The following is a 22,561-nucleotide window of genomic DNA, read 5'->3' as shown; positions in this document are numbered from 1 at the left end:
AAACTGAATCGGAGTGGGACCCTAGTCCACTCCTTTTCGGCAATGGAGATTGCTATGACAGAATTTACTGACCTAGATTTATATTATATGAATGCTGGTGAGCATACCACTCTTTACGAAAAAATGGGTGCTCATATTATAAAAGAAGGAAACAAAATTATCGGAACCCAATTTCGTGTCTATGCCCCAAATGCCAGAGAAGTATTCTTAGTTGGCAACTTTAATGAGTGGCAACGCAGTCACTCTATGGAGCGTGAAATTGATGGTGTGTTTCAACTTTATGTAGACGGATTAAAATCCCTTGAAGATTATAAATATCTGATTATCACACACGATGGGCGTGAAATATATAAGGCTGACCCTTATGCATTTTTCAGCCAAGTTCGTCCAGACACTGCCTCTACAACCTACAATTCGCGTTATAAATTCAAAGATGACCTCTGGATGTATAATCGTGTTAACTATGATTTTAAAGAACAGCCAGTATCCATCTACGAGGTGCACTTAGGTTCGTGGAAGCAAAAATTTGCTAATAAGAATGAAGGAGGAGCTCCTGTAGAAGCTTTCAATAGTTATAAGGAAATTACTCCACTTCTCATCGAACATATCAGGGAAAATAACTACACACATATTGAATTATTGCCAATTACCGAGCATCCTCTCGATGCGTCTTGGGGCTATCAGGTAACAGGCTACTACAGTCCAACTAGTCGCTATGGCAAGCCAGATGAACTTAAGTATTTAGTTGACCAATGTCACCAAGCAGGAATCGGAGTGATTCTTGACTGGGTACCACTTCATTTCTGTAAAGATGCTCATGGGCTCTACCAATTTGATGGTAGTTGGCTATACGAATACTCCTACGAACAAGATCGTGAAAACCACCAGTGGGGGACTGCTAATTTTGACCTTGGAAAAGGACTGACTCGTTCTTTCCTTCTTTCTAATTTAAAATACTGGTTGGAGTATTTCCATTTTGATGGCATCCGTGTTGATGCACTATCTTATCTCCTCTATTGGCGTGGTGAAACAGATGAAGATAAGATAAATCATGCCGCTATTGACTTTATCAAACGTGTCAACGCCATGGTCCATACCGACTATAAGGGAGTCTTGATGATTGCTGAAGACTCTTCAAGCTTCCCTAAAGTCACACATCCTCTAGAAGATGGCGGTATCGGATTTGATATGAAATGGGATCTGGGCTGGATGAATGATACACTAAAATTCGTGGAACGCCCTGCTATTTATCGAAAATATCACTCAAATGAAATCACTTTTGGTATGTACTATAACCAAAACGAGCAATTCTTACTACCACTTTCGCACGACGAAGTTGTTCATGGGAAGCACTCCATTATCGAGAAGATGAATGGCGACTACGAAGATAAGTTCCATCTGGCTCGAGTATACTACAGCTTTTACTTTGCCCATCCTGGAAAGAAATTACTCTTCATGGGAAATGAATGGGGTCATATCCGTGAATGGCACGAATATACAGAAATGGACTGGGGACTGCTACAATTTCCAATCCACCATTCTTTCTATCAAATGATGAAAACATTATCTACTTTCTATAAAGAACATGATGCTTTCTGGAAATATGACTACCAAGCCTATGAAAAAGGATTTAATTGGGTAAAAATAGATGAAGAAGCAAGCCTGTATGCTTTTTCTCGCACTAGTGATGAGCAAGAAATCTTAACTATTCATAACTTTAATGATCAAGAACTGTTTGATGTACACTTGGATTTGCCAGCTGACAGCGAATATAAACTTGTCTTCTCATCTAATGCTATTCCAATGAACACATTTAGCCTCTATCCCGATGAAAATGGAGCTAGAATTACTGTACCACGTTTGACCAGTTTTTATCTAGAGCGTGTGAAATAATTATCTATAAAGAATGGAGTATTGAACCGACCCCAATTTTCTGTCTAACTTTTGGGATGTGGCTCACTTATTCCATTCTTTTTGCATGCAAAAACAACCACCGTTTCCGATGATTGTTCGTTTCTCTTATTCAACACTTGTATATGTTGCAGCTTTCTCAAGGAAAGTATCAAACTCACCACTTGCTTTTACTTCTGCGATAACCTTGTCTATCGCAGTTTTTAGTTCTGTACTACCTTTTGGCAAAGCAATGACTTTCGAATTCTCATCAATCGTTGGAAATTCAACGGATGCAACGGCTAAATCTGAATTCTGTGAAACATAACCAGCAGCAACTGGAGAATCCATTAAAATAGCATCAACTTTTCCTGATTTGAGCTCATTTACAGCTTCACCCATCAAGGTTAAAGAAATTAGGTTAGCTTGACTAATATTTTCCTGTGCGTAGGCTTCCTGTGTTGACCCCTTTTGTACCGCAAGAGTCTTCCCGCTCATAGCATCAATTGAAGTGAGTGAATTGGCGCTATCTTTTTTGATAAGTAAGACATCAGAAATTTGATAGTAACTTTCAGAGAAATCAAAAACTTTTGCACGCTCTTCCGAATACGATAGACCAGCAATTGCAATATCAGCTTTGCCATTTTGAACGCTAGACAATACATTGTCAAAACTCATTGCTGAAACTTCAAGCTTGACCCCAAGTTCGTCGGCTATTTTTTGAGCCAACATCATATCTGCACCAACAACTTCATTCTTTCCATCAACTAGTGCCTGAAACTCGAATGGAGCATAGTCTGGACTAGTTGCCACTACCAATGTACCTTTTTCTTTAATTTTATCTAATGCAGATTGTGATGACGTCGAAGAACAAGCTGCCAATGTCAGTCCTGCTAAAACTGTTGCTGCTAATGCCAAGATTTTTTTCATATTTCCTAAATACCTTCTCTATTATTTTAATAAAATACTTATTCTAAAAAACACAAGCTTATTGATTTTCATTGTATTTTCTTGCAGTTTTTCAGAATGTATTCTCATTTTAATTCATTTTTATACATTTGTCAAGAAAATATTATTTTTATTCAATTTAATTGTATAAAATTTAATTGTTAGCAATGGATAATTCATAGGCTTCTTGAACAAATTGATCCATCTGTCCAGATTCTACTAGTTTTGTAATGACAGAGTCAACTTTTTCCTTTAAGGCTGTACTTCCTTTTGGCAAGGCAATAGCATAGGCATCTGAATAGCTACTTTTTATCTCAGTATCTAAAATAACCAAATCATCATTTTTGGCAACATAGGCTTTCGCAATCGGCTCTTCAAAAATAACTGCTTCTACCTTCTGTGATTTTAATTGATTAATCAGCTCTCCGTTCGAAGCCAGAGCAATAACCGTGGAAGACGGGAGCTGTTCTTTAACGATTTGTTCTTGAATAGAACCTTTTTGTGCTCCTATATTTGCCTCAGCTAGAGAATCAAGCGATGTATATTGTGCAAGATCCTCTTTATTTATAATAACTTTATTGGTTGAGGTGTAATAAGGAATGGAAAAATCATACACTTTTGCACGCTCTTCAGTAGCTGAAATTCCTGAAATGGCAATATCCGATTGCCCTGACTGGACATTGTTTAAAACATTATCAAAACTCATCGCTGAAAATTCAACTTCTACACCCAATTCTTGACCAATGGCTTTTGCAAGCTCAATGTCAGCTCCAACGATTGTATCTTTACCATCAACCAGTGTTCTAAACTCAAATGGTGGAAATTCTGGATTCAATGCAACAATTAGTTTTCCCTTTTCCTGAACATCCTTCAAAGAAGTATCTTCTTGAGTAGCATTTCCACTACAAGCGCTTAGGGTCATCGTTGCCAGTAAAACCAAGCCTGTCATAATATATTTTTTCATCATCATATTCTCCTTTAAAATAATCCTGTGCATACTTATACCGTTTTTTATATAAAACATCGGACTTTCATTGTAGTAAAATGCATGTTTTTTCTCCTTTTTTGAAAGATAAAAACATTTTATGTCGTCTTTATACATTTGTCAACTCTTTTATTGTATTTTTATTCAAACATCATAAAAAAGAAGCTATTTCTAGCTTCTACCTAAAATTCCTATCCCACTCTCCATCTTCATTTTTTCTAGTATAAAAGAACTCGGACAAATCTGGCTCATCCATGACTTTCAGTATTTCTAGCAAATCATAGGCCAAATCCATCTGAGGCAGGTCCGACTTCTCGACCCAACGCACCTCACCTTCTTCAGTTGATCGGATAGTTCCTGTAAACTCTGTTGCCTTATAGAGAAATACAATGTAACGATGTCCTTCCTTGTCCGGCCAATGCTTTATTCCGACTAATCGTGCATTTGCAATCGTCAAGCCAGTCTCCTCAAAGACCTCACGAACAACCGAATCATGGAAATTCTCGCCTTCTTCAATATGTCCACCTGGAAAGGCAACACCAGACCAACGATAACGCTTGGGATCTCGAATCTGTACAACGACCTTCCCTTCCTTGTCTTCGATTAGACACATGTTGGTCAAAGTGACCATTTCTTTTCTAGCCATTTTCTCTCTCTTTCTGTTTTAAAATCATTCTATATTCTGTACGTTCTGCACCTAAATTGACCGTTTTTTTGACACCATCAAATCGGAAGCCTACTTTTTCATAGAAGGCAATGGCACGCGCATTCCCCTCCAATACCCAGAGAGTAACGGTTTCGTAGCTCTGCAATTTTTCCAAAGCTGCCTGCATGAGCTGGTAGCCTATCTTCTGATCATAATAGTCCGCCAAGACATAGAGGGCGTAGAGCTCCCCTGCCCCTTGCAAATCCTCCTGACTAGACGAGCCGTAACAGGCAAAGCCAACCACCTTATCATCCATCACAGCAATCAAGATATTCTGAGGATACCGAACTGCCCAGTCTTGACAGCGTTCTAAGGTGTAAGTATTCTTTAAAAATTCCTGAGGTAACAGGTCAGCATAGGCTTCCTGCCAAGACTTCCAATGTACATAAGCCTTGCCTTGTATTTCCGTCTCTGACTCCATAGGTTTGATAAGCATACGATACCCCCTGAACTTTTCCTCTAGTATACATTAAAAAACAAGTTGGCACAAGACCAACTTGTTAATGATTATTTAATTAAAAATCGATGTTCTGAAGTCATTTGTAGAGTTCATCAAGGCTTGATAAACTTTCACTTTGAGTGCATGAACACGACTATTGTTCAAGTTGAGGCTGTTCGCTTGGATGTCTGCCTCCATGGCTTCTTTCATCAAGTTTTGCAACTGTTCAAAGCTTGTGATGGTTACTTCCTTGGTAGAATTTGCAACACCTAGTTCATACTGCATGGTAAACGGCTTGAGTTTGCCTGCTACTGCTTTTTCCAAACGCTCAGTAAACATGGCTTTCTTGAAATCAGCCCATGAAGTATATTGACCTTGGAATACATAGTCTAAGACAAGATTGTCTGTAATCAAACCAACATCTTTTTTAGTCCATGTATCGTAAATCTTAGAGCCTTTTTCCATAGCTAGGTCAGACAATTGGCCAGAAGTATACGGTACAAATCCATCTGTGTAACCTTTAGCCGCAATCAATTCAAAGGCCATACGGCGGAACATGATATCACCTGGAGAACCGTTTGAGTTTGAAAGGGCTGAGAAGTTAGCCGCAAACATTGGAACGCTGACATAACTGTTTCGATCCCACTTCTTGCTTGTGTTTGCAGTATTGTTCACATACTGACGCTGAACGATAATGCTCTGATCAATCAAATCATTGAAGGACTTCAAGCTTGCAACTTCGTCATCTGTCAATGCACGAGCAGAGTTTCCAGCATGGGTATCAACACCATTATTTTGGACATAGTAGTTTTCAATCTTACGCAACCAAGCTTTCTTCGCTGCATCCGATTGAGCCAAGATGTTTGTACCTTCTAGGTAATCCAGCAAGTAAAGCACATCGAACTGGTTATGGTAATACTCATTGAAATCAGCCTCGCTGTTGAAACGTGCAACTGGGGCTCCGACATGGACACGGTTGGCTTCATCGCTATTATAGACTGCGTTGAATCCAAGGTTCATCTCAGTGACATTGAAGACATTTTGCAGAAGACCTTGGGCGTAAACTTCCATACCTTGACCAATACGGCGGCCATAGCCTTTCAGATAAATATCGCCATCTTGGTTGTGGACCATTTCGTGGGTATAAAGGGCTGTGCCATAATCTGACAGCATATCGTAAGTGATATAGTAGGTCTCACTTCCATCCGCAAAGGCAGTCTTAATAGACGGATGCTCACGGTACCACTTGTTGATAGGACCGTAGAAATCTTGGATAGCATCAACATCGGCTGTCAAGTTGCGATAAGATTTCGTGCCATCTTTACCGTACATGACGTAACCTTCGTTATTGAGGACAGATCTGAAGAGCTTGTCACGGTTGGCTTCGTCCATCATCTTATACCAGAAGTCCGCATTGTCACGCTGACGTTCTGCCGCCAAATCAACCATCTGACGAACCTTATCACGATTTTCAACTGTTGAATAATCATTTACATAGTGCTCGTATGAACCAATCGCAATGGTATTCATGTTGGTGATGATAAAGATATTTTCTTGTGGCAGGGTCAAGAGTGGCAAGAGCATGTGGTTGTACTTCCAAGTTGGGTTAGACACCGTATCATTCACAATCTTGCTGTAGGCACCGACATTGTACTTACTATAAGTATCTGTCGTTTCTTGCTTAGCAGCTACTTCTGGAATCAAGGACTTACCTTCAACCACATAGGCTTTAGTCGTTTGTTTGAACCATTCGTTGTTGGTCATTTCTGGTAAGAAGAGCTGACGATAGTCTTCCAGCATATCGAAAAGCTTGGTCTGATTATTTTGTTTACCAATGATGGATGCGAACGTGGTCACGTTGTTGTGGGCACGAAGAACATCATAGCCACCATTACCAATTGCAAGAATCATATCAAGGGCAGATGCTGCATCATTTCCGAAGAAGTCAGGTTCAAAGATGGTCAAATCTTTGGTGTTTACGTCCCCGTAATTGATGTCATACCAACGGTTCAAGTAAGTCAAACCTAGCACAAAGGCTTCTTTGTTATTGGTGATTTTCTCTTTGATGTAGTCTTCAGAAGCCTGACCTTGACCATTTAGACTAGCAACCAAAATCTTACGAACGTTGCTCTCTAGGTTGGCTTTCACTTGTTCAACGCTTTCACCAAAGTAGAAGTCTTTAGCTGTGCCAGTCTGAGTATCCACATTTAATTTTGTAGGATAATTGATAATAGCCTTCATAGCATCTGAATCAAGGACTACAGTAGAAAGGCTGCTTACCAAGTCATTGACAAGGGCACTTCTGTCATTCAAGAATGATTCTGGCGTGTAAATCAAGTCCGTACCTGAAATAGTGTACTCGACCACATGATTATTCTTGAAGTCTTCTAGATAAGAAACTGCCTTGTAGTCCACAGTGCCATCTGCATAATGAAGCATAATCTTATTGATATTAGCCTTCTCAGCGTAGACATCAGCAACTACAACATTGTCCTTCATTGGAACAACATCCAGCAAACGAACCTTGTTGAGCTTATCGTCTGTCGCAATCTTGTTTCCATAATAGACAAGAAGTTCCTTGTTGTAGAATGGCAAGATTTTCTCCATGTTGTAGTAGGCGATTTCATGGTCAGCCTGTGCCTTATCCAAGGTCAAGTAGTCTACTGAATAATGATTGAGATTAAGCGGTACAGAATCGTCGATTGTCGCTTGAATAGCCATAGCTTCCACTTTTGCTTGCGCTTCTTCATCAGTGATAACAGTGACATTACTCAAGCTATCGGATGTTGTTGTAAATCCGTCTTTAATCTTACCATTTGGATTTGCTGGTTGACCGATAATGCTTGTCGTACCAGTCATATCGCTGATAACATTGTTAACATTACCACTATATGGAGCATAAGCACCAGTTACTTGGTTGGCACCTGCGATTCCGCCGATGATGGCAGCTGATTCAGTCGTCACAATAGAACCAGTTGCATAAGAATTATAGACACTTCCTGGTACATCATAGACAAGCATGGTACGACCGACGATACCACCAGCTACTTGATTTTCCGTACCTGGGAGGGTAATGGTCGCATCAACCTTGGCATTTCCAACACTTGCCATCGTACCGTTACCCAAGATACCACCAGTTAGGCTTGCATCAGTTCCAGTTACTTCAATACTTCCCTTGAAGGATACATCCTTGATAGTAGTATTAGTTGCTGACTGAACCAGACCTGATACGTTTTGCGGACCTTTTAGGCTTGCTTCTACTGCTACGTTTGTAATGGTTGCTCCATTGGCATTGATAGCAATTGTTGCAAGTGGGTTCTTAGAGGTTGTATTCAAGCTTGCATTTTTAATATCCAAGTTTTGAACTTTACCACTCAAGTTAAAGAAGAGTGGTGCTTTCAAGTTGCTGATAGAAAAGGCGTAGCCGTCATTTAATCCATCCAAGGTACCGCTAAAGTTGGTCACATACGATGCAACATCTCCAACAGGAACTTCACTTGCGTCCAAATGCGCTCCTAGTTTGAAGGTGCCTTTTGGATTTGCCTTCATAGCATCAATCAAAGCTTTGAAGGATGTGTAGGTATTTGCATCAGTCGCCATCTTAGGAATGTAGAATTCACGGTTGGCAACGTATTGGGCATCCTTGTCCTGTACCAATTCATCAAAGGATGAAACTAGTTTGAAGACTGCCTTACCGTTCAAAGTCGTTTCTTCAACACTTGAAACAGGTAGGTATACTTCCTTGAAGCGATCTGAAGTCACCTTGATAAACAACTCATCTGTGTTTGTTGGCAGTTCTTCCAAGAATTCTTGACCAATGTAGCTACCATTCTTACGACGGTAAACAGTCACCGCATCAATATCCTTGATTTCAATCTTCTTGTAGACCAAATCAAATTTACGCATGCTTTCAAGAACAGCTTCTTGTTCTGAGCTTTGTTCCTGCTCTGCCATTGTGTAGAAAATCTTAGTCTTAACAGTGTAATCTGTGTAGAAATCAAGATTTTCAAGTGTCAACTGGCCATTTGGATCTGTAATGGCCTGTTCTTGAACCAAGGCACCTGTATTATCATAGAGAAGGGCAAGAGCTCGTTGGAAGTTGGCAGTTTCATCTGTCAACTTATAGCTGATTGTCGCTGACTTGGCATCGTCATTTTCAACCAAGTCTGTGATAATCACTTGTGGTACTTTTTCAACCTTTGTACCACGCGCAATGACTTGCTTAACTGGTTGTTTGGTGATTTCTTCTGTTACAGTAGGATTTTCCTGACGAACTCCCTTGATAGTCTGGTAAGTTGTCGTAACTGTCTTAGAGCCATTTACACCCACCGTTACAACTTTGGTCTTACCTTCTAGCAGTGTCGGGTCATCAACATACTCTGTTTCAAAGGTAATTTCAACTTGATTAGTTTCGGTTTCCGTACCCTCTATTGATTTTGTTCCTTTGAGAACCTCTTTCGTTGTTGGCTCTTCAAGGACTCTCTCAGTCACTGTTGGGTTTGGTTGACGGACTCCGTTGATTGTCTGATAAGTAGTGGTAACTTCCTTAGAACCAACCTTACCTTCATTAACAACTTTTTCTTCTCCAACATAAAGTTCTTCTGTTTCTGTGACTGTCGTTTCAAACGGAAGTTCTTCTGTTGCGACAACAGTTTCAACTCCAAGAACATCTGCTGTTTTCGTGCCGACTCTTACAACTTCTGTTACTGGCGCTTTTGTCACTACATCTGAAACTTGTTCGGATTTGATTAGTACACCATCGGCATAATAATTCTTAGTCTCGATTGTCCGAACACCATCTTGTCCCTTCTGTTCAACTTCACGGCTACCTTCTGCCAAGTTTACATCATAGATTTCTTGCACATCAAAGGCAAAGACTTCGGTATGAGTAACTGATTCTTCTGTTAAAGAATTCGTCGAGTTTTCATAACTTGGTTCTGTATCTGGTGCTTCTGTAACAATATCATCGGTTGCTTGTTTTGTACCAACTTCAACAATCTTTGGAACAGCAGTTTTTGTAACAGTCGAGGAAATCTCTTCTTCCGAAATAATTTGACCTTTTGAATGGACTTGTTTAATCGTTACAGTACGATCCCCATCCTGTCCTTCTTGTACCACTCGCTCTGTCCCCTCAGATAATTGGGGATTTTCTACGGTTTGAATTTCAAATGGAATGGCCTCTGTCTTGTTGACAATGGTTTCTGTACGGATTCCTTCTGAAACTGGGAATTCCGCTGTTTTTTCCTCTTCCGAAGTAGTTTGTTCAATAGCTTTGCTATCCTTCAAATATCCTACATAAACGTAGCCATCAATCTCAGCTGGGGTCGGCAATGCTTGTCCTGCAGATATTTCAATAGCATGGTTATATCGATCCAAAATTTGACTCGTCAATGCGGAGCTAGTTGGACCCAAGAAGCTTGCTCCCGTAGCTGTCAAAAGGATGACACCCGCCAACTCCTTCTTACCTTTTTTACCAAATCTAACAGCTAATAATAGGAGAGACACTCCGCCCGCCACCAATAGTCCAGTTTCTACAGAGCCAGTATTTGGCAACACTTGAGACGTGCTTGTCGATGGAGTAGATGCTGTGCCAGTAGCTGGACGATAAATCAGGTAATAATTTGCATCCGCTTCCTGAGCTAAGCCAGGCAAGTCACGAATAATCAACTCCTTTTCTGCATCTGTCAATTCTTGCTCTGTCACATAGGAATAATTGATAGACTGAGCACTAGCTGACGGTGCTGCTGCGACCGACGATGCAAAAAACAAACTTGCTACAGCTGCCGAGACAAGTCCAATTGACAGTTTCCGAAAACCGAACCGCTGTCGTTTTTCACCAAAAATATTCTTCATAAAAACTCCCCTATTCCCTAAATAGTATAGAAACCATTATACCTACTAAGAGAGGTTTCTACAAATTTTTTGTCTTGCATTCTTGAAACATTCTTAGTTCAATCTTTTGATCAGTTTATTTGCGATACATAGGGTGTACTAATATTTCTGATTCTATATTATTAATTTTCATGGGAAATAAACTCAATTATTTCGATATCTTCAAAAGTACCTTTATCTAAATCATAATAAAATGAAATTACAAATTCTGCTTCCAAACTCCTTGACTCATAAAAGAATTCTGGTTCACCCGGCTCATAGTCTGGGTTATGAGTAGTTATACTAAATTCAACATGAGTAGCCATATTAGCAGTGCAAGCGATTTCAAAAAAACTGTCTCCTATATTGTAATCTTCAATATTTGAACCGAAGATTGATAGAAATTCAAATTCTCCCCATCCAATATCACCATATTCTGCTTCGAAATACATATTAGGCAAAGTATTTATAAGATAGTCTTCTAAGACCTTCTTTATGTTAAAATCCTCCATTACAAGATTTTCTAAATCAAAAACATCTGAAACCTCTCGCTTTTTATTTGCAGATGAAAAACTATTCCCTAAACTAGAAGTAACTTTCGCAAGTGAGCTAGCCATAGATTTAATACCATCATTGGTTTTGGAATGCGATACCACTTCAGTCATATCTAATAATGCATTAGTAATAGCTTGAACAATCTGAGGCGATACTTCTTCTTTTGAAAAATGTTCTACAAATTCTAACTCATCTATTATATAAAACTCTGCTTCTCCTTCTTCCCTCATCTCATGAAGAAGTTCGATTCTTGGCCCGATAGTCTGCTCGTCTATTTTATAAAGTAGATCATTCTTATTCTTTGATTTTCCATCTGAAGTTACCAAAATAACGTGTTTAATATTCTTATTCTCTTTGGAATGTTTAATCAAATCCTTCCAGACGATTAAATCTCCGTACTTGAGCTCATACTTCACATTATTATATTTCCGATAACCTTGTTTATTACGATCATCATATCCAGGAGGGATATTATTTACATACCGTTCCTTTCCTTCATTTTGGACAGCATCAATAAAATCTTGTGAATATCTATCGCCTGTTCTTTCTTCAATAACACTAATCAAGTCATAATACAATTTTTCCTGGTTTCGCTTAACTTCATCAATTAAGTTAATTGCCTCTTTTTTTATCTTTTCATCTTCAGCATTTATCGTTTCCCAAATTAATTTAGCAATCTTTTTTTCCATTTCTTTTGGGGCATCTTTCCCATTTCTAAAAGAAAACTCTTTGAAAATATCTTTAGAAAAATCATCACCTAATTTTTTCCATCTTTTTTCGATGATATTTATCGCTGACTGAACATTTTTATTATTTCCCTCTAGGATTTGCTTTTTGTTAAAATGAAACTCCAGTGCGACTAAATATGGAATATAAAGATGTTCCTTATTTTGCTCTATAACTTTGAAAAATAGGCTTGATACCTCTGGTGTAAATCGAAAAATATTCAAAAGCGAAGTTGTGTCAAGTACAATAATTGTATTTAACGGATCCATGTCACTGCGGGGAAAATTATCTCTGTAAAATTCCTTAAATTCTTCTGAGTATTTCATATTAATTTCCTTTCTAGCTTCCTACATATTCTTCAACTCGATGACCATATCACGAATCTGGGCTGCCAGTTCAAAGTCAAGCACTTCTGCTGCTTCCTGCATTTGACCTTCCAGTTTCTTGATCATGGCCTTGCGTTCGTCTTTGTTGAGGGCATTGAAGTCCACCACTTCTTCCTTGTCCTGAGTGACAGCCTTGGTCACGCTAATCAGGTCACGGATTTCCTTCTTGATAGTTTGTGGAATGATACCATGTTCTTCATTATAAGCTATCTGGATTTGACGACGGCGGGCGGTTTCCTCCATAGCCTTCCGCATGGACTCGGTAACCTTGTCCGCATACATAATCACATGTCCTTCAGAGTTACGAGCTGCCCGACCGATTGTCTGGATGAGCCCTCGTTCATTACGTAGGAAGCCTTCCTTGTCAGCATCCAAGATAGCCACCAGACTGACTTCTGGCACGTCAATCCCCTCACGAAGCAAGTTAATCCCTATCAAGACATCAAAGACTCCCAAACGTAAATCACGGATAATCTCCGTACGCTCCAAGGTCTTGATATCTGAATGCATATACTTGACCTTAACGCCCATTTCTTTCAGGTAATCAGTCAAGTCCTCTGCCATTTTCTTAGTCAGGGTAGTGATAAAGGTCCGCTCACCTTTCTCAACACGGGCATTGATTTCACCCAAGAGGTCATCCATTTGACCCATGGTTGGACGGACTTCCACTTCTGGATCCAAAAGCCCTGTCGGCCGAATGATCTGCTCGACAACGGTATCGGTCTGCTCCATTTCATAGTCACCCGGCGTCGCAGATACATAGACAATCTGGTGGACATGGCTCTCAAATTCTTCCCTGCGCAGCGGACGGTTGTCCAGTGCACTCGGGAGTCGGAAGCCATAGTTGACCAACATCTCCTTGCGTGAGCGGTCACCATTGTACATCCCCTTAATCTGACCCATGGTCATGTGGCTCTCGTCAATCATAATCAGGTAATCTTCAGGGAAAAAGTCCAGCAGAGTATATGGAGGCTCGCCCTCGCTTCGCCCGTCCATATGTCGTGAATAGTTCTCAACTCCGTTGGTGTAGCCCATTTCCCGCAGCATCTCGATGTCGTAGTCGGTTCGTTGTTTCAATCGCTGAGCTTCTAAGAGTTTTCCTTCTGCTTCAAAGACCTTGAGCTGCTCTTCCAGTTCCGCCTGGATCTTGGCAATGGCCGTTTCCATATGGTCGACGTTGGTCACGAAGTGGGTGGCAGGGAAAATCGCCAAGTGGTCCACATCGCCCAAGACCTTACCTGTCAGGCTTTCAATCTCACGAATGCGGTCGATTTCATCCCCGAAAAACTCCACACGGAAAGCGTGTTCATCACGAGAAGCTGGGAAAATCTCCACCACATCTCCACGAACACGGAAGCGTCCCCGTTGAAAGTCGATGTCGTTCCGCTCAAACTGGATATCTACCAGAGAATTAAGCAACTGGTCACGGGAAATCTCCTGACCTGGGCGGAGGCTGACCACGCTATCTGAATATTCCTTGGGCGATCCCAAACCGTAGATACAGGAAACGGAGGCCACGACGATGACATCATTCCGTTCGAGAAGAGCTGAGGTCGCTGAGTGACGGAGTTTGTCAATCTCATCATTGACCGAACTGTCCTTTTCGATATAGGTATCGCTAGACGGTACATAGGCTTCTGGCTGGTAGTAATCATAGTAAGACACGAAGTATTCGACCGCATTTTCTGGGAAGAATTCCTTGAACTCGCTGTAGAGCTGACCAGCTAGAGTCTTGTTGTGGGCGATGACCAGAGTAGGCTTATTGACACGGGCAATGACCTGGCTCATGGTGTAGGTCTTACCAGTACCTGTTGCTCCCATGAGAATCTGGGCTTTTTCGCCCCCCTCGATGTTATCAACCAAGGTTTCAATGGCTTGGGGCTGGTCACCAGACGGTGAGTATTTTGATACAAGTTTAAATTGGTTTTCAGTATTTCGATTGATCATACTCCTATTTTATCATAAGTTCGACTAATGGAGAAACATTCTAAACCATTCACGACCATGTCCAAAATATTAAATTTCCTCACATTTTAATGACTTTGTATGTAAGAAAATCTAACATTGCAAAAACCTCGATTTTGCATTAATTTTCAGAATATGATATACTAGGACAGTTATTTTATAATAGAAGGAGTATGGAAATGAAGAAAAAACTACTCATGTTATTGGCAAGCATTCTGCCAGTATTCTTTATTTTTACTGGCGTTAAAGCTGACGATACTATTGATGTCGTATTTGACAATGCTTACGCCCCATTCGAGTTTAAAGACTCAGATCAAATTTATAAAGGATTAGATGTTGACGTCATCAACGAAGTAGCCAAGCGCTCAGGTTGGACCATGAATCAAAGCTTCCCAGGATTTGATGCAGCTGTCAACGCTGTACAGGCTGGATCTGCGGACGCCCTAATGGCAGGTACAACTATTACCGAAGCACGTAAGAAAGTATTTACTTTCTCAGACCCTTACTTCGACACCAAAATCGTTATCGCTACCACAAAGGCAAATACCATCTCTTCATATAAGGACCTTAAAGGCAAAACTGTCGGTGTCAAAAACGGTACCGCAGCTCAAAACTTCCTAGAAGAAAACAAAGACAAGTACGGATACAACGTAAAAACTTTTGATACTGGCGATTTGATGTATAATAGCCTTTCTGCTGGTGCTGTTGATGCTGTAATGGACGACGAAGCGGTTATTCAGTACGCTATTCAACAAGGTCAAGATCTAAGCATTGATATTGACGGCGAAGCCATCGGTTCATTCGGTTTCTCTGTCAAAAAAGGTAGCCAATATGAATATCTTGTTGAAGACTTTAACAAAGCTTTAGCTGAGATGAAAAAGGATGGTACCTACGAAACAATCATGAACAAATGGTTGGGAGCTTCTACCACTTCTACCGAAAGTGCCGACTACTCATCTCGTTTAAGCTTAACAGGAAACGCATCAGCTAAAGCAACACCTGTTAAATCAAGCTATACAATTGTGGCAGATTCTTCTTTTGCTCCATTTGAATACCAAGATGAATCAGGTAACTATGTCGGTATTGACATGGAATTAATCAAGGCAATCGCTGAACAACAAGGATTTACTATTACCATTCAAAACCCTGGTTTCGATGCTGCACTAAATGCTGTTCAAGCTGGACAAGCTGATGCAGTTATTGCAGGTATGTCTATCACAGATGCTCGTAAGGAAATCTTTGACTTCTCAAACGCCTACTATACTTCAAACATCCTATTAGCTGTTAAAAATGGTAGTGACATCGCTTCTTACGAAGACTTAAAAGGGAAAACTGTCGGGGCTAAAAATGGTACTGCTTCATATAGCTTCTTAGAAGAAAACAAGGCAAAATATGGTTACACCCTAAAAGCCTTCGACGAAGCTTCAAGTATGTATGACAGTTTAAACTCTGGTTCTATCGATGCTCTTATGGATGACGAAGCCGTTCTTCTATATGCCATCCAACAAGGTCGCAACTTTGCAACACCAATCCCTGGCGAAAAATCAGGTGAATACGGATTTGCCGTAAAAAAAGGTGCCAACCCAGAATTGATTGAAATGTTTAACAACGGTTTAGCTGCCCTGGTTGAATCAGGCAAGTATGATGAAATCCTTAATAAGTATTTCAACTCAACTGAAGAAGCAAGCGCAACAACTTCAACTGTTGATGAGACAACGATTGTTGGTCTTTTGAAAAACAACTACGGTCAGTTGCTCTCAGGTCTTGGTATCACAATTGGACTTGCCCTTCTATCATTTGCTATTGCAATTGTCATCGGTATTATCTTCGGTATGTTTGCAGTCAGCCCAGTTAAAGCACTCCGTGTTACTTCATCTGTTTTTGTAGATGTTGTTCGTGGTATTCCGCTCATGATTGTCGCTGCATTCATCTTCTGGGGTATTCCAAACTTAATCGAGTCGATTACTGGTCAACAATCTCCAATCAATGACTTTGTCGCTGGTACGATTGCCCTATCCCTCAACTCTGGTGCCTATATTGCTGAGATTGTTCGTGGCGGTATTCAGGCAGTTCCAGCTGGTCAGATGGAAGCATCTCGCAGTTTGGGTATTTCCTACGGAACAACCATGCGTAAGATTATCCTACCTCAAGCTGGTAAAATTATGTTGCCTAACTTTATCAACCAGTTTGTTATTACTCTGAAAGATACTACTATCATTTCTGCGATTGGTTTGGTCGAACTCTTCCAAGCAGGTAAAATCATTATTGCACGTAACTACCAATCCTTCCGTATGTATGCAATTCTTGCCATCATTTACTTGGTAGTTATCACACTCTTGACTCGCTTAGCACGCAAACTCGAAAAAGGAGGCAAATAATGGCTCAATTAAAAATCAACGTCCATGACTTACACAAGTCTTATGGAAAAAATGAGGTCCTCAAAGGTATTACTGCTAAGTTCTATGAAGGGGATGTTGTTTGTATCATCGGCCCTTCTGGTTCAGGTAAATCGACCTTCCTTCGGACAATGAACTTACTTGAAACCATTACAAGTGGTCAAGTAACAGTCGATGGATATGACTTAACCGATCCTAAGACAGATGTTGACGCCTTCCGTTCAAATGTCGGAATGGTATTCCAACACTTCAACCTCTTTCCACATATGTCTGTACTTGATAACATCACATTTGCGCCAATCGAACACAAATTGATGGACAAATCTGAAGCTGAAAAAGTCGGTATGGAATTATTGGAAAAAGTTGGATTGGCAGACAAACGCGACGCTATGCCAGACAGCCTTTCAGGTGGTCAGAAGCAACGTGTTGCCATCGCTCGTGCCCTCGCTATGAACCCAGACATCATGCTCTTTGACGAACCAACTTCCGCCCTTGACCCTGAAATGGTCGGAGACGTTCTTAACGTAATGAAAGACTTGGCTGAGCAAGGTATGACCATGTTGATCGTCACACACGAGATGGGCTTCGCCCGCAAGGTTGCTAACCGCGTTATCTTCACGGATGGCGGTGAGTTCCTTGAAGATGGTACACCTGAACAAATCTTCGACAACCCACAACATCCACGTTTACAAGACTTCCTAGATAAGGTATTGAACGTGTAAAAATACAAAAAGCCTTTGACCAAGTGTGTCAGAGGCTTTTTAACATCTCACAATTAATACCTATAACATCTTTTTGTAAGAACACCCTTTCTTAGTCTTCTCTACAACTTCAAAACCACATTTCTCAAACAGCTTTCGTGAACCAAGATTCCAATCGTAAATTTCTTCGACAAGTATTTCCACAAAGCCAAGCTCCCTTGCACGTTCTACCATTCGCTGCAATACCTTGGTTCCAATTCCTTTGTTCCAATACCGCTTATCTCCAATGGCAATGGCAAAATCATCTGCAAACAGCGTCACATCACCAATTGGGATAAACTGATCGTCTTCAAAAATTTCAATAAAGTAACATTCGCCATTTTTAGACAAATAATCATACATACGATCGAGCCGATCCAAAGTATAAGATTCCTTATTTCCATCAATCAGCCATACTAATTCTAGATCTTGGTGCCATTCAAAAGCAAAATCATGCTGACCATCATACCGACGTAAACGGACTTGTTTGTCTATTTCTAAAATATCTGCTTGCTCAATTCCAGTGATTGCCATTTCGGATCCTCTCTCATTTACAATAAGTTCATTTTAACATATATCTCTATCAAAATCTATGAATATTATAGCACGCGATTGACAAGCTTCTATCGATATGCTATATTAAAACAAATAAAGTATGCGAGGTAAGGAGAAATGGACAATAACAAGTAAACTCAATTTAAGTTCTATACTTATTTAGTAGTTTTCTTGCGCCCATTTTTCTGTTCCCTCTATTCCTTGAATAGGGTCTTTTTGAGCAGATTCCGACACACTACTAAATAGGTAGTGTGTTTTTTCTTGTAAAGGAGGCCTTATGCTACTAACCACTCAACACCTAACCCTCGACCATCAAAAAGATTTGAGAAATCTGGTTCATGACCTAACCCTCATTGTTAACCCTGGCGATAAAATAGCAATCATCGGCGAAGAAGGAAATGGAAAATCCAGTCTATTACTCACCTTGATGGATTCAGCTCTTGTCACAGATTACCTACTCCTATCAGGCAATATTCACCGATATTTTCACTCGCCAGTCTACATTCCCCAAAGTCTTTCACTGGAAATGGCAGAGCTAACCTTGAACGACTACTTCTTTGGAGATATGGACAGTGACATTGATTACGGCCTACTCTACCTCTATGCTGACCAGCTCCAGTTTGACAGTGAGCGATTTGCCAGTCAACAATTGATTGGAAGCCTGTCAGGTGGCGAAAAATTAAAAATTCAGTTAATCAAATCTTTAGCAACTCCATCTGATATTATTTTTCTGGATGAGCCGTCCAATGACTTGGATTTAGATACCTTACTTTGGCTTGAAAACTATATCATTACTAGTCCTAAAACCATTCTATTTGTTTCCCACGATGAAGACTTTCTTAGCAGAACAGCTACAAAAATCATTCACCTAGAATCAGTAAAAAAGAAAACACTTGCTCAGACCAAGGTTGAAGATCTTGACTACCAAGATTACGCATTGAGACGCCAACAAGCCTATCAGAAGCAAGTCCAACAAGCTCGGAACGACAAAAAAGAATTTGACAAAGCTATGAACAAGCACCTACGTCAAAAATCACAGGTTCGTCATACCTTGCTCAACACCCACGATGCCACACTAGGACGGCTCATAGCCAAGAAAATGAAGAATGTCTTATCACGTGAAAAACGCTATGAAAGAATGAAGGAAAATCTCACACAAGTTCCTTTTCATGAGGATGCCATTACCCTCTTCTTCTCAGACATTTCACCACTACCAGCTAGAAAACAAGTGCTTCACTTAGAAAACTTCCAATTGAACATTGAAGGGCGACAATTAGTTCAAAATATCCATTTCAATTTAAATGGACAAGAGAAAGTTGGCATCATTGGACAAAATGGAATTGGTAAATCCAGTTTTCTAAAGTTAATCTATCAAGAACTCAGGCAACGAGCGGACATAAACTTGGGCTACATGCCCCAGCACTATTCAGAAGTCCTTGATGAGTCTAAAACTCCACTTGATATTTTATTAGAAAATGGCAATTGTGAGCAGGAACAACTTATCTTAACACATCTAGCCAGTCTGCAGTTTACACGACAAGAAGTTCATCACAAGATCTGTGAACTTTCGGGGGGACAAAAAGCCAAGTTACTCTTGTTAAAAATGGTTCTTGATCAAGCCAATTTTCTCTTATTAGATGAACCCAGTCGAAACTTCTCTCCTACTTCTCAGCCATATATTCGTCAACTATTTGCCGATTATCCAGGTGGCTTGGTATGTGTATCACACGACAGACGTTTTTTGAAAGAAGTTTGTCAAAGAATCTACCGACTAACTGAGAATGGACTGGAAGAACTGGAACAGATATAAAAAAGGAAAATGGCACACACGCCAAATTTCCTTTTATTTATTAATAAAGAATGAAGTCATGCTATTCGATTCACAACCTATAATTTATCAAGAGCAAGCTGTAAGTCCTCAATCAAATCATTGATATTTTCAAGACCAACAGATAGGCGGATTTGATTTGGTGTGACACCAGCAGCAAGTAAATCTTCTGGAGCTAACTGAGCATGCGTGGTTGTAGCTGGATGAACTACTAGTGATTTGGCATCCGCGACGTTTGCTAAATTGGAAAAGATTTCCAAACTATCAATAACCTTACGCGCTTCTTCTGCTCCACCTTTTACTTGGAAAGAGAAAATAGAGCCAACTCCCTTAGGCAGGTATTTATCCGCCAAAGGCTTATAAGGACTATCTGGAAGTGATGGATAATTGACCGACTCTACCTGAGGATGACTAAGTAAAAAGTCAACAATTTTTTCAGCATTAGATACATGACGCTCTACACGGAGAGACAAGGTTTCTAACCCTTGCAAAAGCAAGAAGGCGTTGAATGGAGAAAGGGCAGCACCTGTATCACGAAGTAATTGTACACGAACTGCCACAATAAATGCAGCTGCACCAATATCACGAGTATAACTAATGTTATGATAGCTTGGATCTTCTTCAACAAATTGCGGAAACTTACCAGATGCCGCCCAATCAAACTTGCCGCTATCGACAATCACACCGCCAATGGTCGTACCATGCCCACCGATAAACTTGGTTGCTGAATGGACTACAATATCAACACCATGAGAAAATACATTAATCAAATATGGAGTTGCGAAGGTATTATCTGAAACAAGCGGGATGTGGTGGGTGTGTGCAATTTCTGCCAATTTTTCAAGATCAGGAATATTGATAACAGGATTTCCCAAGGTTTCAATAAATACAAGTTTTGTATTATCTTGAATGGCAGCTTCTACTGCTTCAAAGTCATCAATATCTACAAAGCTTGTTGTAATACCATAGCGAGGAAGAGTTTCTTTGAATAGGTTAAAAGTCCCACCATAGAGTGTCGTTGCCGCCACAATGTGATCGCCAGCATGTGCCAATGCTAGAATAGTGTATGTGATAGCTGCCATTCCTGAAGAAGTGGCCAAGGCACCAATGCCACCTTCTAAAGCTGCCACACGATTTTCAAAAGTAGAGACCGTCGGATTAGTGATACGAGTATAGATATTCCCTGATTTACGCAAGGCAAATAAATCTTCTGCTTCTTGAGCGTCTTCAAAAACATAGGAAGTAGTTTGATAGATGGGTACAGCACGTGATTTTGAAGTAGAATCAACTTCTTGTCCAGCATGGAGTTGAAGGGTTTCAAATGAAAATTCTCTAGTCATAAAGGTACTCCTTTGGTCTTTTTCTGTATTCTACCTCATTTTTACCATCTTGACTAATACTTAAATATTAGAGATATGTATAGTTAACAACTATAGCCATAGGATCAGTTATTCTAGAAAAATAATATTCATTTTCCTTGAATAAAATAAGGACAAGATTTACAATAAGATTATGAATACCTTAATAGAATATATCGGTCCGATTATCCTCATAGTGCTAATAATCTCTTACAGCATCTATCGCAGACGCCATCCTAATAATATAGACACTAAACAAGCGCTCAATTGTCCAAAATGTAAATCAATAAAACTGCAAACTTACGTTCCAACACAAAAAAGATATTCTCGTAAAGCCGGTATGATTGGTCATGCAATCAATGGCATAGAGGGAGCTATGTTTGCAATGCTCTATGAAGCTGATCGGACTTATTATCGTTGTCAACATTGCGGTTACCGATTTTCTAGAAAGGAGAATCGTTTTATTTCTAACATCGAATAACTTCCCTAATTTTAACAGCTATAATTCAAAAGTATTCACTCCAATTTTTAATAGCTGAAATATAATCCTATAAACGCATCATTAGACTTCTTCCTTTAAGATTCTAAGCTGATGCGTTTTTTTATTTATCTGTTACTCCAATCAGCATGAGATGTTTTTCTACAACTGTATCGGTTAACTGACTAGCTTAAAAATTCCTGTCCAATCTAGAAAGGCCTTTCGACGCATTTGTTCAATTTCACAGCGAAATAATCCTGCTAAGGTTGCTCTATTTAAAACAATATCATTCTTACGAGAAAGGCTAGTTACTTTATTTACAAGCGTCTCGACTTCTTCACCATCTCTAATTCCCATATCCCATAACTCTTGAAGTACTGATTTTTTATACATTTTCTCATATTCTGCCATACCTTGTAGAGTCCAGTAACGTTCATTATTCTCAACTTCTAACCATTGCCACACAATTTCTGTATCAGCTACATTAGGTTTTTCATGCTGACAGGATAGACAGAGGACCATCTGATTAGCCAGGCTCGTATCCTTGCTCCATTTACTTGATACAATCTGACACACAGCTACACCATGAGAACTTTTACATCTCCAGCATTTTCCTTCAAGCAATTCATCAGCGCTCAAAATTCCTCTTTCTATCAAAGTATCATTCCAATACTCTGCAACTTTCGATACTTCAGCTTTCTTATTCAACAAATTAAACATCTTCATTCTCCTGTT

15 protein-coding genes are annotated in these 22,561 nt (G+C 39.9%); 5 read left to right on the top strand and 10 right to left on the bottom strand.

What is annotated here, in order from left to right:
• The first annotated feature begins 54 nt into the window (after nt 1-54).
• Nucleotides 55-1,893, top strand: coding sequence for a 1,4-alpha-glucan branching protein GlgB (gene glgB, locus ODU34_RS03505; protein WP_105178539.1), 1,839 nt, complete (start codon nt 55-57; stop codon nt 1,891-1,893).
• 126 nt (nt 1,894-2,019) lie between these two features.
• On the opposite strand, the gene ODU34_RS03500 is transcribed toward glgB, so the two are convergent.
• The 7 genes from ODU34_RS03500 to uvrB form a co-directional block, all read right to left on the bottom strand.
• Nucleotides 2,020-2,820: a transporter substrate-binding domain-containing protein gene (locus ODU34_RS03500; RefSeq protein ID WP_024407163.1), complete on the bottom strand. Its 801-nt coding sequence runs from the start codon at nt 2,818-2,820 to the stop codon at nt 2,020-2,022.
• Between the two features lie 172 nt (nt 2,821-2,992).
• Entirely contained in the window at nt 2,993-3,802 is an 810-nt protein-coding gene (locus ODU34_RS03495) for a transporter substrate-binding domain-containing protein (protein WP_079254971.1), read from the bottom strand.
• Between the two features lie 199 nt (nt 3,803-4,001).
• Entirely contained in the window at nt 4,002-4,469 is a 468-nt protein-coding gene (locus tag ODU34_RS03490) for an 8-oxo-dGTP diphosphatase (protein WP_105178538.1), read from the bottom strand.
• Nucleotides 4,462-4,965 (bottom strand): GNAT family N-acetyltransferase, encoded by a 504-nt coding sequence (locus tag ODU34_RS03485; protein WP_169051024.1) that lies wholly within the window; start codon nt 4,963-4,965, stop codon nt 4,462-4,464. Before ODU34_RS03485 ends, ODU34_RS03490 begins: the two co-directional genes overlap by 8 nt.
• A gap of 75 nt (nt 4,966-5,040) precedes the next feature.
• Nucleotides 5,041-10,821 (bottom strand): ZmpA/ZmpB/ZmpC family metallo-endopeptidase, encoded by a 5,781-nt coding sequence (locus tag ODU34_RS03480; protein WP_105178537.1) that lies wholly within the window; start codon nt 10,819-10,821, stop codon nt 5,041-5,043.
• 161 nt (nt 10,822-10,982) lie between these two features.
• Nucleotides 10,983-12,446 (bottom strand): PIN-like domain-containing protein, encoded by a 1,464-nt coding sequence (locus ODU34_RS03475; RefSeq protein ID WP_105178536.1) that lies wholly within the window; start codon nt 12,444-12,446, stop codon nt 10,983-10,985.
• Nucleotides 12,447-12,467: 21 nt separating this feature from the next.
• Entirely contained in the window at nt 12,468-14,453 is a 1,986-nt protein-coding gene (uvrB, locus tag ODU34_RS03470; protein ID WP_105178535.1) for an excinuclease ABC subunit UvrB, read from the bottom strand.
• Nucleotides 14,454-14,650: 197 nt separating this feature from the next.
• On the opposite strand from uvrB, the gene ODU34_RS03465 reads away from it, so the two are divergent.
• Together ODU34_RS03465 and ODU34_RS03460 are read left to right on the top strand one after the other, a co-directional pair.
• Nucleotides 14,651-16,849 carry an ABC transporter substrate-binding protein/permease gene (locus ODU34_RS03465; protein ID WP_105178534.1) on the top strand — a complete coding sequence of 733 codons (2,199 nt, stop codon included), beginning with the start codon at nt 14,651-14,653 and terminating at the stop codon, nt 16,847-16,849.
• Nucleotides 16,849-17,589 carry an amino acid ABC transporter ATP-binding protein gene (locus tag ODU34_RS03460; RefSeq protein WP_002940438.1) on the top strand — a complete coding sequence of 247 codons (741 nt, stop codon included), beginning with the start codon at nt 16,849-16,851 and terminating at the stop codon, nt 17,587-17,589. The genes ODU34_RS03465 and ODU34_RS03460 overlap by 1 nt, the downstream gene beginning before the upstream one ends.
• 60 nt (nt 17,590-17,649) lie before the next feature.
• On the opposite strand, the gene ODU34_RS03455 is transcribed toward ODU34_RS03460, so the two are convergent.
• Nucleotides 17,650-18,141: a GNAT family N-acetyltransferase gene (locus ODU34_RS03455; protein ID WP_105139005.1), complete on the bottom strand. Its 492-nt coding sequence runs from the start codon at nt 18,139-18,141 to the stop codon at nt 17,650-17,652.
• Between the two features lie 298 nt (nt 18,142-18,439).
• On the opposite strand from ODU34_RS03455, the gene ODU34_RS03450 reads away from it, so the two are divergent.
• Complete coding sequence (locus tag ODU34_RS03450) at nt 18,440-19,972, top strand: ATP-binding cassette domain-containing protein (protein ID WP_105178533.1); 1,533 nt, start codon at nt 18,440-18,442, stop codon at nt 19,970-19,972.
• 77 nt (nt 19,973-20,049) lie between these two features.
• Here ODU34_RS03450 and ODU34_RS03445 read toward each other — a convergent pair whose 3' ends face one another.
• Nucleotides 20,050-21,330, bottom strand: a complete 1,281-nt coding sequence (locus ODU34_RS03445; RefSeq protein ID WP_105178532.1) for an O-acetylhomoserine aminocarboxypropyltransferase/cysteine synthase family protein — start codon at nt 21,328-21,330, stop codon at nt 20,050-20,052.
• Between the two features lie 358 nt (nt 21,331-21,688).
• Between ODU34_RS03445 and ODU34_RS03440 the strand changes: the two genes are divergently transcribed.
• Entirely contained in the window at nt 21,689-21,829 is a 141-nt protein-coding gene (locus ODU34_RS03440; protein ID WP_014635984.1) for a hypothetical protein, read from the top strand.
• A gap of 174 nt (nt 21,830-22,003) precedes the next feature.
• On the opposite strand, the gene ODU34_RS03435 is transcribed toward ODU34_RS03440, so the two are convergent.
• Nucleotides 22,004-22,546: a hypothetical protein gene (locus ODU34_RS03435; RefSeq protein ID WP_024407218.1), complete on the bottom strand. Its 543-nt coding sequence runs from the start codon at nt 22,544-22,546 to the stop codon at nt 22,004-22,006.
• Nucleotides 22,547-22,561: the final 15 nt, after the last annotated feature.

Origin of the sequence: Streptococcus sp. 2018WUSS126 (assembly GCF_044427425.1) — a bacterium.
Taxonomy (GTDB): domain Bacteria; phylum Bacillota; class Bacilli; order Lactobacillales; family Streptococcaceae; genus Streptococcus; species Streptococcus hashimotonensis.
Note: the sequence above shows the minus strand (reverse complement) of the source record. Positions and strands in the feature narration are given on the sequence as shown.

Excerpts from the sequence above, each read along its gene's own strand:
- ODU34_RS03440 (WP_014635984.1), top strand. The coding sequence starts at position 21,689 with ATGATTGGTCATGCAATCAATGGCATAGAGGGAGCTATGTTTGCAATG.
- ODU34_RS03490 (WP_105178538.1), bottom strand. The coding sequence starts at position 4,469 with ATGGCTAGAAAAGAAATGGTCACTTTGACCAACATGTGTCTAATCGAA.
- ODU34_RS03455 (WP_105139005.1), bottom strand. The coding sequence starts at position 18,141 with ATGGCAATCACTGGAATTGAGCAAGCAGATATTTTAGAAATAGACAAA.
- ODU34_RS03450 (WP_105178533.1), top strand. The coding sequence starts at position 18,440 with ATGCTACTAACCACTCAACACCTAACCCTCGACCATCAAAAAGATTTG.
- ODU34_RS03500 (WP_024407163.1), bottom strand. The coding sequence starts at position 2,820 with ATGAAAAAAATCTTGGCATTAGCAGCAACAGTTTTAGCAGGACTGACA.
- ODU34_RS03485 (WP_169051024.1), bottom strand. The coding sequence starts at position 4,965 with ATGCTTATCAAACCTATGGAGTCAGAGACGGAAATACAAGGCAAGGCT.
- ODU34_RS03445 (WP_105178532.1), bottom strand. The coding sequence starts at position 21,330 with ATGACTAGAGAATTTTCATTTGAAACCCTTCAACTCCATGCTGGACAA.
- ODU34_RS03475 (WP_105178536.1), bottom strand. The coding sequence starts at position 12,446 with ATGAAATACTCAGAAGAATTTAAGGAATTTTACAGAGATAATTTTCCC.
- ODU34_RS03480 (WP_105178537.1), bottom strand. The coding sequence starts at position 10,821 with ATGAAGAATATTTTTGGTGAAAAACGACAGCGGTTCGGTTTTCGGAAA.
- glgB (WP_105178539.1), top strand. The coding sequence starts at position 55 with ATGACAGAATTTACTGACCTAGATTTATATTATATGAATGCTGGTGAG.
- uvrB (WP_105178535.1), bottom strand. The coding sequence starts at position 14,453 with ATGATCAATCGAAATACTGAAAACCAATTTAAACTTGTATCAAAATAC.
- ODU34_RS03460 (WP_002940438.1), top strand. The coding sequence starts at position 16,849 with ATGGCTCAATTAAAAATCAACGTCCATGACTTACACAAGTCTTATGGA.
- ODU34_RS03435 (WP_024407218.1), bottom strand. The coding sequence starts at position 22,546 with ATGTTTAATTTGTTGAATAAGAAAGCTGAAGTATCGAAAGTTGCAGAG.
- ODU34_RS03465 (WP_105178534.1), top strand. The coding sequence starts at position 14,651 with ATGAAGAAAAAACTACTCATGTTATTGGCAAGCATTCTGCCAGTATTC.
- ODU34_RS03495 (WP_079254971.1), bottom strand. The coding sequence starts at position 3,802 with ATGAAAAAATATATTATGACAGGCTTGGTTTTACTGGCAACGATGACC.